11 protein-coding genes are annotated in these 12,096 nt (G+C 66.9%); all 11 read right to left on the bottom strand.

All coding sequences use genetic code 11. The features are described 5' to 3' along the window. Positions 1-11 precede the first annotated feature (11 nt). The 11 genes from ACA089_RS12335 to dnaA all read right to left on the bottom strand — a co-directional run bounded on the left by ACA089_RS12335 (position 12) and on the right by dnaA (position 12,019). Positions 12-428, bottom strand: coding sequence for an ExbD/TolR family protein (locus ACA089_RS12335; protein WP_372017186.1), 417 nt, complete (start codon positions 426-428; stop codon positions 12-14). A gap of 3 nt (positions 429-431) precedes the next feature. Further along, a complete protein-coding gene (locus ACA089_RS12330) occupies positions 432-857 on the bottom strand; it encodes an ExbD/TolR family protein (RefSeq protein ID WP_372017185.1) in 426 nt (141 codons plus the stop codon). A gap of 45 nt (positions 858-902) precedes the next feature. Continuing rightward, positions 903-1,661, bottom strand: coding sequence for a TonB-system energizer ExbB (exbB, locus tag ACA089_RS12325; protein ID WP_372017183.1), 759 nt, complete (start codon positions 1,659-1,661; stop codon positions 903-905). Positions 1,662-1,747: 86 nt separating this feature from the next. Next, positions 1,748-2,419, bottom strand: a complete 672-nt coding sequence (locus ACA089_RS12320) for an energy transducer TonB (protein ID WP_459077396.1) — start codon at positions 2,417-2,419, stop codon at positions 1,748-1,750. A gap of 143 nt (positions 2,420-2,562) precedes the next feature. Then, the gene (locus ACA089_RS12315) at positions 2,563-3,732 is read right to left on the bottom strand and encodes a tetratricopeptide repeat protein (RefSeq protein WP_372017181.1); all 1,170 of its coding nucleotides are present in this window, start codon (positions 3,730-3,732) and stop codon (positions 2,563-2,565) included. 110 nt (positions 3,733-3,842) lie between these two features. Next, positions 3,843-4,655 carry a M48 family metallopeptidase gene (locus ACA089_RS12310; protein WP_372017180.1) on the bottom strand — a complete coding sequence of 271 codons (813 nt, stop codon included), beginning with the start codon at positions 4,653-4,655 and terminating at the stop codon, positions 3,843-3,845. Between the two features lie 69 nt (positions 4,656-4,724). After that, on the bottom strand, positions 4,725-5,567 hold the full coding sequence (locus tag ACA089_RS12305; protein WP_372017178.1) for a lysostaphin resistance A-like protein: 843 nt from the start codon (positions 5,565-5,567) through the stop codon (positions 4,725-4,727). After that, positions 5,560-8,022, bottom strand: coding sequence for a DNA topoisomerase (ATP-hydrolyzing) subunit B (gene gyrB, locus ACA089_RS12300; protein ID WP_372017176.1), 2,463 nt, complete (start codon positions 8,020-8,022; stop codon positions 5,560-5,562). Before gyrB ends, ACA089_RS12305 begins: the two co-directional genes overlap by 8 nt. Positions 8,023-8,107: 85 nt before the next feature. After that, positions 8,108-9,223, bottom strand: coding sequence for a DNA replication/repair protein RecF (gene recF, locus ACA089_RS12295; RefSeq protein ID WP_372017174.1), 1,116 nt, complete (start codon positions 9,221-9,223; stop codon positions 8,108-8,110). 83 nt (positions 9,224-9,306) lie between these two features. Further along, complete coding sequence (gene dnaN / locus ACA089_RS12290) at positions 9,307-10,407, bottom strand: DNA polymerase III subunit beta (RefSeq protein ID WP_372017172.1); 1,101 nt, start codon at positions 10,405-10,407, stop codon at positions 9,307-9,309. Positions 10,408-10,678: 271 nt separating this feature from the next. Beyond that, on the bottom strand, positions 10,679-12,019 hold the full coding sequence (dnaA, locus tag ACA089_RS12285) for a chromosomal replication initiator protein DnaA (protein ID WP_372017170.1): 1,341 nt from the start codon (positions 12,017-12,019) through the stop codon (positions 10,679-10,681). Positions 12,020-12,096: the final 77 nt, after the last annotated feature.

The raw sequence follows: 12,096 nt of genomic DNA, 5'->3' as shown, positions 1-12,096 counted from the left end.
CCGCGTCGCGATTACTGCTGTTGCACGAAGTTGATCTTCATCATCTGCGCGTTCTTCGCCGCGGCCAGCACCTTGGCCATGGTTTCGTACTCCGCGTCCGAGCTGGCATCGATGCGCAGTTCCGGCTGGTTGGTCGGATCACGCTGGACCTCGGTCTCCATCATCTGCTGGAGCGCGCCCACTGCCACCGGGCCGTTGTTCCAGAAGACCTGGTTGGTCGAGTCGATGCGGAGTTCGATCGGCGGCGGCGGCTCGCGCAGCTGCGGCGGCGGATTGATGACCCGCTGCGGCAGCGCCACGTCGATCGGGTAGGTCATGATCGGCGCGGTCACGATGAAGATGATCAGCAGCACCAGCATCACGTCCACGAGGGGCGTGACGTTGATGTCGGCCATGGGGCCCTTGCCGGAACCGGAACTGAAAGCCATGGCTTACTGACCCTTCTCTTTGGTTGCGACGAAGCCGATGTCGAGCATGCCCTGCGACTGCGCGATCTTGGTGATGTCGTTGATCGTGCGCATCTTCGTGGTCTTGTCGCCACGCAGGTTGAGCGGCGGCTGCGGGGTCTGCTGCGCGACGCTCGACAGGCGCGACTCGAGCACCTCGCGGGTGATCGGCTCGTCGTTCCAGAACAGCGAACCGTCTTCCTTCACCGACACGGTGATCGGCATGACCCGCTTCTCCGTCTCTTCCGGCTTCTGGGCGAGGTTCGCTTCCGGCAGTTCGATCTTCACCTTATGCGACATCAGCGGCGCGGTGATGATGAAGATGATGAGCAGCACCAGCATCACGTCCACGAGGGGCGTGACGTTGATGTCGGCCATCGGGCCGCCGCTGTTGTCGGAACTGAAGGCCATGCGGGCTCTCCGTTACTTGCCTGGATCGTTCTTCGGGGTACCGGCTCAGCGCACGCGCGAGCCGGTGGCGAAGAAGTCGTGCAGATCGTGGGCGAACGAATCGAACTTGGCGATCGTGGCGCTGTTGATCTTGCTGAAGAAGTTGTAGGCGAACACGGCCGGGATCGCGACGAACAGGCCGATCGCGGTCATGATCAGCGCCTCGCCCACGGGGCCGGCAACGGCGTCGATCGAAGCGGAGCCGGTGGCACCGATCTTGATCAGCGCGCCGTAGATGCCCCACACGGTGCCCAGCAGGCCCACGAACGGCGCGGTCGCGCCGACGGTCGCCAGCAGGATCATGCCCGACTGCAGGCGCGAGCTCTCGCGGGTCACGGCCTGGCGCAGGGCACGGTCGACGAACTCCGAACGGGTCAGCGACTCACCCAGGCCGGCGCTCGAACCTTCGGTGCGCTGGTGGTGGGCGGCGGCCTGGGCGGCGTCGAGGGCGATCTTGGAGAACGGCTCGCTGCGCGGCTGCTCTTCCATCACGCGGATGGCTTCCTGGGCGTTCGGCGCTTCCCAGAACGCGTTGACCACGCGGTCGGCGTAGGACTTCAGGCGGGTGTTCTTGATGGCGTTGAAGATGGTCCAGTACCAGGACGCAGCCGACATCAGGACCAGGGTGATCAGCACGATCCAGGAGACGGCGAACTCGCCCGGATTGGCGACCATCTCGGACAGAAGGTGGTCGAAGCCCATCTGCGTGAGGGCGGACGCGTTGTTGCCCCCGGCAGCGGCGGCGATGAAGAGTTCCTGCAGCATGACGCTTACCTTTGGTTTGTTTGATGGAGAAGGAAGGCGGAGACGCTAGGCCCGGTTTCCGTGGCGGCTGCCACGGGGTGCGGACATCAACCCAGGGTGAAGTTCACCGGGACCCGAACGCGACCGGCCGCCTTCTGGCCGTTCACAGTAGCGGGATTGAAACGCCATTTGCGGGCGGCCTCCATGGCGGCGCGGTCCAGGTCGCGATTGCGGCTGGACTTTTCGACCGACACGTTGGTGACCGAACCGTCGGCCGCCACGTCGATGACCAGGATGACCTCGCCTTCGATGCCCGAACGGGCCGCGGCCGGCGGGTAACGCGGCGGATTCATGTTCTTGGACGAGATGTCCACGCTGGCCGAGATGTCGGCCACCGGTGCCGGCGGCGCGGGCGGCGACGGCTCCTGGTAGACGTCGGTCGGGCGCGGCTCGGCCACATCGATCGGCGGAGCTTCCGGCGGCGGCGGAACCGGCGACGGCTTCGGCGGCGACAGCTCCTTGATCGGCGGCGGCGGCTTGTCCTGCGGCGGCGGCGGCGGCGGCGGCGGGGGCGGCGGCGGCGGAGCGTCGACGAGGGTGACGAGGATGTTGCGCTCCTTCTCCACCTCCGCCTTCGGCGCCACGGCGGGAATGAGCAACAGCATGAGCGCAGCCAGGTGCAGCGCAATGACGAACGCAATACCGATGATGCGCGGCCAGCTCAGGCCCGCATCTTCGGTTTCATCGTAGTTCCTGTGGACAACCAGTTGTTCAGCCATGCGCCTAATGACTCAGGTGTGGGGCCGGGCCACCCGCGTTTCCGCGCAGGAGGCCCAGGTTCTCGCGGGTGACACCGCATGAACCGCCAAGCATATACCAATCCCGCGCCCCTGTGCCTAGGGCCCGGCACTTTTCCGTGAAGCTACTTCAAGTTGATGATTTTCTTGGCGTCCTCGGGCTTCTTGACGCCCTTGGCCAGGGCCTGCTGGGCCGCCTGCTTGGCCTCCGCCACCCGGCCTTCCTGCCAGAGCACGCGGGCCAGGTTGAGGTAGGTTTCGCCGTCGTTCGACAGCGGGGCGGCCTTCTGCCAGTTCTCGATCGCCTGCGGAATCTGGTCGCTGTAGTAGTAGGACTGGGCCAGCGCCAGGTAGGTCTGGTGGTCGGCCTTCAGCGCACCCTTCTGGATGCCTTCGTTGATGACGGCGATGACATCCTTCTCGCGTCCGTCCATGTTCGCGTAGGTGATGTAGAGCTGCTTGTACTCGCGTTCGTCCGAGAGCTGTCCCGAGGCGCGCAGCTTCTCGAGCACTCCGGCCGCCTTGTCCATCTGGTCGGCCTGCGCGTAGACCGAAGCCAGGTTCATCTGGGCCTTCTTGTCGGCCGGGTTCTTCGCTGCCAGGCGTTCCGCCAGCGCGATCGCTTCCGCGTTCTGGTTGGTCTCGGCATAGGACGCCATCAGCAGCTGGATCCAGCTGTCCTTCGGTTCCGGCGTCGCCTCGACCGCCTGCTTCAGCACCGGAATCGCCTCCTGGAAGCGTTCCATCTGGTACAGCGCCTGGCCCTTCAGCATCAGGTCGTCCGGACGCTTGGACTTGCTCTCGGTCAGGAAGCGCTCGAGCGTCGCCAGGCCAGGAGCGAGTTCGTCGTCGGCCAGCTGCAACTGCGCCAGCATCAGCATGGACTGGAAGTGGCCGTTGTTGTCCAGGCCATCGAGATCCAGCACCTGCTGCAGGTACTTCTTCGCGCCCGCGGCATCGTCCAGGTTGTAGGCGGCCTGCGCGGCGAGCTGCGCGGCGAGCGAGCGGTCGTAGTTGTTGGCGCCCTCGGTGGCCAGGACCTCGTCCGCCAGGGTGCGGGTCAACGGGAAGTCGCTGTCGTTATACGCGTCGATGAGCTTCTGCAGCTTCTTGCCGGCCTTGGTCGAGCTCTTCGCGGACGGCTCCTGGCGGGTGGCGTCCGGGAACATCACCTCGGCCTTCTCGGACTTCTTGCTCGAGCGCGAAGACTGGGCGGAGGCGTCTGCCACCACCACGCCTCCGAGGGCGGCAGCGATGAAGAGCGACAGGACGGCATGCTTGCTGCGGAATTTCATTGGATCACCTCGTACGGGCCACCGCGGTCGGCGGGGCGTGAACCGGGTCGGCAACGCTAACAGAACCGGGATTCTTTCGGAATGCCACCAAATACGCGTTGCGGGTGGAGTCAGGAACCGCACCGTGGCGTACGGCCGGCGTCCCGCGCGGCCTGGTAAAGCGGCTGCAGCGAGGGCGCCCTGGCCTCCAGCGCGCGGATCCGGTTCTGCGGATCCGGATGCGTGGACAGCCACTCGGGGGAGCCGCCTTGCGAGGCGGCGATCATGTTCTGCCACAACGTCGCCGCCTGGGCCGGGTCGAAGCCGGCCTGCGCCATGAGCCGCTGGCCGATTTCGTCGGCCTCCTCTTCCTGGGTCCGGGAGAATGGCAGCAGCAGGCCGACCTGCGCGGCCATGCCTCCCCCCTGGGTGACCAGGTCCGAGCCGGTCTGCCCATACCGGGCACCGGCCAAGGCGCCCAGCACCGCCAGGCCGGTGGACGTGGCGCTCTGCCGCGACACGCGCTCGTTGGTGTGCCGCGCGTAGACATGGCCGATCTCGTGGCCGATCACGGCGGCGAGCTGGTCCTGGTTCCTGGCCACCTTGAACATGCCGGTGTTGACGCCGACTTTTCCGCCCGGCAGGGCGAAGGCGTTCGGGGTGTCATCGACGAAAACCGCCGATTCCCACGGCAGGTTCCGCCATTCGGGCGGCAGGTGCGGAACGAGCGCGTTCACCACGCACTGCACGTACGCGCTCTGCTGGCCGCCGGACACTGTCTTCTTCTTGGACTTCATTTCGTTGAAGGCCTGCGCGCCCATCTGGTTGAGCTCGCCGTCCGAATAGGCCATGTACTGCGTGCGGCCTGTCGGAGATGTCGTCGTCGCGCACGCCGCCAGCCCAAGGGCCAGTGCAGCCGCCACCATCGTCCGCTTCCAGCGCATGGACATCCCCCGCCTGTTCATTGGGCGGAAGTGTCCGCGCTGGCGTCTTAACTTTTCGTCAAGCGCGGCTCAGGACAGGCCGTGGATCATCAGCGCCAGGGCGTTGTTCGAGGCATGGGCCAGGACCGGCGCCCACAAGGTGCCCGTACGCCAGTAGAGCCACGCGAACGCCGCCCCCATGCCGCCGTAGACCAGCCAGAGCTGCACCACGGCCAGCGGAGGATTCGCGCTCAGTCCGGGCACTTCGTGGACCAGCGCGAAGGCGACGCTGGCCAGCACGATGCCCAGCCATGGCCGTCCAGCCGCCAGGAAACGGCCAAACAGGACGCGCCGGAAGAGGAGTTCTTCATACGCAGGGGCGAACACCACCGCGAACAGCACCAGCACGACGGGCCACTGCCGGGCCGCCTCTTCGACGAGCGCCAGGTTGGTCGGCACCGGGTCGCTCCCGGCCAGTTGCATCAGATACCCGGTCAAGGCGCTGCCCGCGAATACCAGGACCCCGGTGAGGACGCTCAGGCCCCAGGTCGAGCGTCGCTTCGCCGCTGCCCGGGACCGGTCGCGTTCGTCCCGTGTGGCGGGACGCCGCAGGAAATAGAGGACCAGCGCCGCGGCGGACATCCCGAACGCGGCCATCAGCATCTGCGCCAGCGCGCCGGGTTCACCGATTGCCGCGGTGAGGGCCGCCGCCGCCGGGACCTGGCCGCCGTTCTCGCGGACGACCTCCACGACCCGCCATGCGCCCCAGGCCAGGCCGGCGGCAAGGCTCGCCACCACCAGGACGAGGCTGGCGAGGACGATATCGAGCAGGAACGCGCCGACAAGCCGACCCGTTCCCGGGCGGGCGGTGCCGGTGGGCAGCGTGGCCGTCCCGGAAAGACCGCCGGGTTCGCCGCCGGCCGGATCAGACATCCAGGTTGGCGACCTTCAGCGCGTTGTTCTCGATGAACTCGCGTCGCGGTTCGACCACGTCGCCCATCAGCGTGCTGAAGATCTGGTCGGCTGCGACCGCGTCCTCGATGCGCACGCGCAGCAGGCGCCGCGTGTCCGGATTGACCGTGGTTTCCCACAGCTGTTCCGGGTTCATTTCGCCCAGGCCCTTGAAGCGCTGGATCTGGCGGCCCTTCTTCGCTTCCTCCAGCAGCCACGCCTGCGCCTGGGCGAAGCTGGTCACCGGCTGCGACTTGCCGCCGCGCGCCACCTGCGCACCATCGCGCACCAGGCCGTGGAGCAATGCCGCTGCATCGCGCAGCGGACGCAGCTCGCCGCTTTCGAAGATCGACAGGGGCAGCACCTGCAGCAGCTCCTCGCCCATGTGCCGGCGCGTGACCTGCAGCGCCGCCGGGCGGCTCTCGGTCGCGGGAAGCAGCTTCAGGGCGAAGCGCGGACTGCCGAGCTTGCCGCGGTTGAGGCGCGCTTCGAGCGCTTCCAGTTCGTGGCGTTCATCGGTGTTGCGCGCGAGATGTCCGGCATCGAGCGGGGTGAAGTCGATCAGCGCCTCCAGCAGCAGCGGATCGAACCGGTGGCTGTTGCGCGCGATCGCCTCGCGTGCGCCGGCGAACACCAGCAGCAGCTTCTCCAGGCCTTCGCCGCTGACCGGCGGCTCGTTCGTGGCCGGGACCAGCGCGGCGTTCTCGACGGCATTGCTGGCCAGGTAGGTGTCCAGCGCCGCGTCGTCCTTCAGGTACAGCTCGGTCTTGCCCTGCTTGATCTTGTACAGCGGCGGCAGGCCGATGTAGACGTGGCCGCGCTCGATCAGTTCCGGCATCTGCCGGTAGAAGAAGGTCAGCAGCAGCGTGCGGATGTGCGATCCGTCCACGTCCGCGTCGGTCATGATGATGATGCGGTGGTAGCGCAGCTTGTCCGGGTTGTACTCGTCCTTGCCGATGCCGGTGCCCAGCGCGGTGATCAGGGTTCCGACCTCGGCCGAGGACAGCATCCGGTCGAAGCGCGCGCGTTCCACGTTGAGGATCTTTCCGCGAAGCGGCAGGACCGCCTGGTTGCGGCGGTTGCGTCCCTGCTTGGCCGAGCCGCCCGCCGAGTCGCCCTCGACGATGAACAGCTCCGACAATGCCGGATCCTTCTCCTGGCAATCGGCCAGCTTGCCCGGCAGGCCGGCGATATCGAGCGCGCCCTTGCGGCGGGTCAGTTCGCGCGCCTTGCGCGCGGCCTCGCGGGCACGGGCGGCATCGACGACCTTTTCCGCGATCGCGCGAGCCTCGCTCGGGTGCTCCTGCAGGAACTCCTCCAAACGTGCGCCGAACGTGCTTTCAACGGCAGGCTTCACCTCCGAACTGACCAGCTTTTCCTTGGTCTGGCTGGAAAAGCTCGGGTCAGGCACCTTCACCGACAGCACGGCGATCATGCCTTCGCGCATGTCGTCGCCGGAGAGGTTGATCTTGGCCTGCTTGGCGAGCCCGTTCTGTTCGATGTAATTGCTGAGGGTGCGGGTCAGTGCCGCCCGGAAGCCGGCCAGGTGGGTGCCGCCATCCTTCTGCGGGATGTTGTTGGTGAAGCAGAACATCGTTTCCTGGTACGCGTCGGTCCACTGCAGCGCGACGTCGACGACGATGCCGTTCTGCTCGCCGGTCACCGAGATCACGTTCGGATGCAGCGGGTTCTTCAGCTGGGCCAGGTGCTCGACGAAGCTGCGGATGCCGCCTTCGTACTGGAAGACGTCCTGGCGGCCCTCGCCACGCTCGTCCACCAGGGTGATCTTGACGCCCGAGTTGAGGAACGAAAGCTCGCGCAGGCGCCGGGCGAGGATGTCGTAGTGGAATTCGACGTTGTCGTTGAACGCCTTCACCGACGGCCAGAACTGGACCGTGGTGCCACGACGGCTGCTGGCTTCGAGCTGGCGCAGCGGGCCCTGTGCCGCACCGTTGCTGTATTCCTGCTGGTAGTGGAAGCCCCCCTGGTAGATGTCCAGCATCAGCTTCTGCGACAGCGCGTTGACCACGCTGACGCCCACGCCATGCAGGCCGCCGGACACCTTGTAGCTGTTGTCATCGAACTTGCCGCCCGCGTGCAGCACGGTCATCACCACTTCGGCCGCGGAGACTTCGCGGTCGAGCTTCCGGCTCATCTGTTCGTGCTTGCCGACCGGGATGCCACGACCGTTGTCGGAGACGGCGACCGACCCATCCTCGTGGATACGCACGACGATGTCGTCGGCATGCCCGGCCAGGGCCTCGTCCACGGAGTTGTCGACCACCTCGAACACCATGTGGTGCAGGCCGGTGCCGTCGTGGACGTCACCGATGTACATGCCGGGGCGCTTGCGGACAGCCTCCAGTCCCTCAAGGGCGGTGATGCTGTTGGCGTCGTAGTTGCCGGGAGGGGTGGAACTCGGGTTCTGCTCGCTCATGCCTTCGCCGCAATCAGGGCCGGGGCCGAGGCCGGAGCCACGACACCTTAGCTATAGGGTTGGTGCCCGATTATACCCCACCGGACTACCGCGTCCGGGTGGACAATTCAGGGACGATCTGGCCGTGTTCCACGTGGAACACGCGGGCTTCCCGCATCCGTCCCGCGGGGAAAGCAGGGGCTTCGGTGGCGGTGACGAACAGTTGCAGGGATGCCTGTTCCTGGAGGAAGTCCAAGACCCGGGCCTGATGGTCCCGGTCCAGTTCGGAGGGCAGGTCGTCCAGGGCGATGATCGGCCAGTGCCCGCGCCTGGCGGCGTAATCGGCAGCCTGGGCGAGCAGGACAGACAGGGCCGAAAGTTTCGTCTGACCGCGGGAGAGCGCCTCGCGCCCGGGCAGCCCCGAGAATCTGAGGCCCCAATCGGCGCGATGGGGCCCCACCGAGGTATGCCCGGTGAGGCGGTCACGCTCCCGCCCCACCAGCAGGGCGTCGGCCAGGGAAAGTTCCTGGCGTCGCCAGCCGGGCTGGAAATCGATATCGAGCACGGCGACGTCGCGGCCCAGCCGGCTGGCCACCGAAGTCACCCTCGGCGCCAGTTCGGCGAGGTAGTTTTCGCGGTACGCGGTCAGCCCTTCGCCGGATTCGGCCAACTCACGATCCCACGCGTCCAGCTGACCGCCCGGACCGCCCCCGGACTTCAGGAGTGCATTCCGCTGCTTCAGCGCGCGTGCATAACGCCGCCATAGCGGCAGGAAGTGGTGTTCCACGTGGAACAGCCCCCAATCCAGGAAACGGCGCCTGTTTTCCGCGCCCCCCGCGATCAATGCGTGGCTTCCTGGCTCGAAGGTGACGACGGCCAGGGCGGCACAAAGCTGCCCCAGATGGTTCACGTCGGCCCCGTCCAGCCGTCCGGTCCACTCCTGCCCGGAATGGCGGAGCCCGGCGCGATGGGAGACTGTGCCCGTGGAGGCCACTTCTTCCCATTCCACGAAGACCTCGAGCGCGGGGGCGTGCTCCCGTACGAGGCCGTCCCTGACTCTCCCGCGGAAGCTGCGTCCATAGGCCATCAGGTGCAAGGCTTCCAGCACCGTGGTCTTTCCGGCGCCGTTCGGCCCGGTGAGCAGGTTCACGCCGGGGTCCGGCAGCAGCTCCAGGGTGTCGAAGCGGCGGACGTTCCTCAACGACAGGCGGGTTACCCGCATCGCGCGGATTCCATAGCCAGACGCCCGGCGGTAGCCGGGCGTCTTTCGGGTTCCACGTGGAACATGAGCGTCACCGGCAGACGTCAGAGGCGCAGCGGCATCACCACGTGCCGGCACTTCGTGCTGCTGGCCTCACGCACCAGTGCGGAGGAGTTGGCATCACGCAGGGCGATGACCACGTGCTCGTCCCTCAAGGCCCCAAGCGCATCCAGCAGGTAATTGACGTTGAAGCCGATCGCGAGGTTGTCGACGCGGGTGTCGGCCTCGATTTCCTCCTGGGCCTCTTCCTGCTCCGGGTTGTGCGCGCTGATCTTCATCTGCCCCGGGGAGATCTCGACGCGCACGCCGCGGTACTTCTCGTTGGACAGGATCGCGGCGCGCTGCAGGGCCGCGCGAAGCACCTCGCGGTCCAGCTTCACCTCCTTCTCGGCCCCGATCGGGATCACCGCCTCGTAATCCGGGAAGCGCCCATCGATAAGCTTGGAGGTGAACGTCACGTCGTCGCGCTTGACCCGCACGTGGCTGCGGCCGAGCTCAAGCTCAAGGGCGCGGTCGCCCCCCTCAAGCAGGCGCTGCAGCTCGGTCACGCCCTTGCGGGGGACGATGATCTGGCGCTTGGCCGCGACGGTCTGCTCCAGCGGAGCTTCGCACAGGGCCAGGCGATGGCCGTCGGTGGCCACGCAGCGCAGGGTCTGGTCGCGCAGGTCGAACAGCAGGCCGTTGAGGTAGTAGCGGACATCCTGCTGGGCCATGGCGAACGCGGTGCGCTCGATCAGTTCCTTCAGGCCAGCTTCCGGCACGCCGATCCGCTCCGTCGCTTCGACCTCGTCCACCGACGGGAAGTCGTTGGCCGGCAGCGTTGCGAGCGTGAACCGGCTCCGCCCGGCCTGGACGGTGACCTTGTCGCCCGACTGGCTGACCGTGACCCGACTTCCATCCGGCAGCGCGCGGACGATCTCGAACAGCTTGCGCGCCGGGATCGTGGTTTCGCCGTCCTGGGCGTCCTCGACCGCGGCCCGCGCCACCATTTCCACTTCCAGGTCGGTGCCGGTCAGCGACAGCTGTCCCCCCTGCACCTGGACCAGGAAGTTGGCCAGCACGGGAAGGGTCTGGCGTCGCTCGACGACATTGACGACCTGGGCCAGCGGCTTGAGAAAGGCCTCGCGTTGCAGAGTGAAACGCATGGGAATCCGTGCCTCTACGCTTTAAAGGAATGTGGAATAAATCTAAAAGAGGTGGTGCTGGAGGAGCCGAAGATCTGTGGAAAACTAATTCAACTGATTGATTATAAAGCGAAATGCCGGGCGTCAAAGGCTGCGGACAAGAACCTCTCCGTGGTCAGGACAAGCTGTGGATGGATTTGGAGCCCCGAATCTGTCCCCGGCTTATCCCCAACCCGTCCCCCGCCTGCCCACCGTAATCTCCGGGAGAATCTACCTCACCTGATCCACCGGCTCACTCGCTCAGCTTGCGGATCAGCTTGTCCCAGTCCTCGCGCAGCTTGCCGTCGGTTTCCATCAGGTTGCGGATCTGCCGGCACGCGTGCAGCACCGTGGTGTGGTCGCGTCCGGCGAAGGCGTCGCCGATCTCCGGCAGGCTGTGTTCGGTCAGTTCCTTGGTCAGCGCCATCGCCACCTGGCGCGGCCGCGCCAGCGAGCGGGTGCGGCGCTTGGACAGCAGGTCCTTGACCTGGAGGCCGTAATAGTCGGCCACCGTCTTCTGGATGTTCGGGATGCCGATCGCCTGCTGCTGGGCCCGCAGCAGGTCGCGCAGGGTCTCCTGTGCGAACTCGATGCTGATCGTGCGCCCGGTGAAGTTGGCGCGCGCGGCCAGCGTGTTGAGGGCGCCTTCCAGGTCGCGCACGTTGCTGCGCATCTTCTTGGCCAGCAGGAAAGCGACCTCGTCGGGGATTTCCGCGCCGCGCTCGTGGGCCTTGGCCAGCACGATCGCCGCACGGGTCTCGAAATCCGGCGGGTCGATCGCCACCGACAGCCCCCACGCCAGCCGCGACTTCAGCCGCGGCTCCAGCCCGTCGACTTCGCGCGGATAGCGGTCGCAGGTCATGATGATCTGCTGGCGGCTGTCGAACAGCGCGTTGAACGTGTGGAAGAACTCTTCCTGGGTGCGGTCCTTGCCGGCGAAGAACTGGATGTCGTCGATCAGCAGCGCGTCGATCTGCTGGAACTGGCGCTTGAACTGGTCGGCGGTCTTCTCCTGCAGCGAGCGGAAGAACGCGTTGTAGAACTGCTCCGAGCGCAGGTAGAGCACGCGCGCGCCCGGGTTCGCCGCCCGCATCGCGTTGCCCGCGGCGAACATCAGGTGGGTCTTGCCCAGGCCGGTGCCGCCATAGAGCAGCAGCGGGTTGTGCGCGCGGTCGCCGGGGCGCAGCGCGGCCTGCCAGGCGGCGGCGCGGCCCAGCTGGTTGCTGCGGCCCTCGACGAAGTTCTCGAAGGTGTAGTGCGGATCGAGGTTGCCGTTGAACGGCTCGGCCGGCGCCGGGCGGGTCGCCGGCGGCGGCAGGCTGCCCGGGACGGGCGCCGGCCGGAGCGGTTCGGCGGCCTTGGGCCGCGAGCCGATCTCGAGGGCGACGTTCAGGTGGCCGGCGAAGTGCTGCGCCAGCTCCCGGATCCGGGGCAGGTAACGGTCGCGCACCTGCTCGACGATGAAGGCGTTGGGCGCGTACAGCACGACGCTGTCGGCGCGTTCCTCGGCCTGCAGGGGTTTGAGCCAGGTATGGACGTCCTCGGCCGGGAATTCGGCTTCGAGGCGTTCCAGACAACGGGGCCAGGCATCCATCGGAAAGGCAAAGCTCGTGGGGCGATCGCCGCGCCGCCGGAGCCTCGCGTGCGACCGCGAGGGTCGGAAATCGGACT

The organism is Pseudoxanthomonas fibrivorans (genome assembly GCF_041464125.1).
GTDB lineage: Bacteria > Pseudomonadota > Gammaproteobacteria > Xanthomonadales > Xanthomonadaceae > Pseudoxanthomonas.
Note: the sequence above shows the minus strand (reverse complement) of the source record. Positions and strands in the feature narration are given on the sequence as shown.

Excerpts from the sequence above, each read along its gene's own strand:
- recF (WP_372017174.1), bottom strand. The coding sequence starts at position 9,223 with ATGCGGGTAACCCGCCTGTCGTTGAGGAACGTCCGCCGCTTCGACACC.
- ACA089_RS12305 (WP_372017178.1), bottom strand. The coding sequence starts at position 5,567 with ATGTCTGATCCGGCCGGCGGCGAACCCGGCGGTCTTTCCGGGACGGCC.
- dnaN (WP_372017172.1), bottom strand. The coding sequence starts at position 10,407 with ATGCGTTTCACTCTGCAACGCGAGGCCTTTCTCAAGCCGCTGGCCCAG.
- dnaA (WP_372017170.1), bottom strand. The coding sequence starts at position 12,019 with ATGGATGCCTGGCCCCGTTGTCTGGAACGCCTCGAAGCCGAATTCCCG.
- ACA089_RS12315 (WP_372017181.1), bottom strand. The coding sequence starts at position 3,732 with ATGAAATTCCGCAGCAAGCATGCCGTCCTGTCGCTCTTCATCGCTGCC.
- ACA089_RS12335 (WP_372017186.1), bottom strand. The coding sequence starts at position 428 with ATGGCTTTCAGTTCCGGTTCCGGCAAGGGCCCCATGGCCGACATCAAC.
- exbB (WP_372017183.1), bottom strand. The coding sequence starts at position 1,661 with ATGCTGCAGGAACTCTTCATCGCCGCCGCTGCCGGGGGCAACAACGCG.
- ACA089_RS12330 (WP_372017185.1), bottom strand. The coding sequence starts at position 857 with ATGGCCTTCAGTTCCGACAACAGCGGCGGCCCGATGGCCGACATCAAC.
- ACA089_RS12320 (WP_459077396.1), bottom strand. The coding sequence starts at position 2,419 with ATGGCTGAACAACTGGTTGTCCACAGGAACTACGATGAAACCGAAGAT.
- ACA089_RS12310 (WP_372017180.1), bottom strand. The coding sequence starts at position 4,655 with ATGCGCTGGAAGCGGACGATGGTGGCGGCTGCACTGGCCCTTGGGCTG.
- gyrB (WP_372017176.1), bottom strand. The coding sequence starts at position 8,022 with ATGAGCGAGCAGAACCCGAGTTCCACCCCTCCCGGCAACTACGACGCC.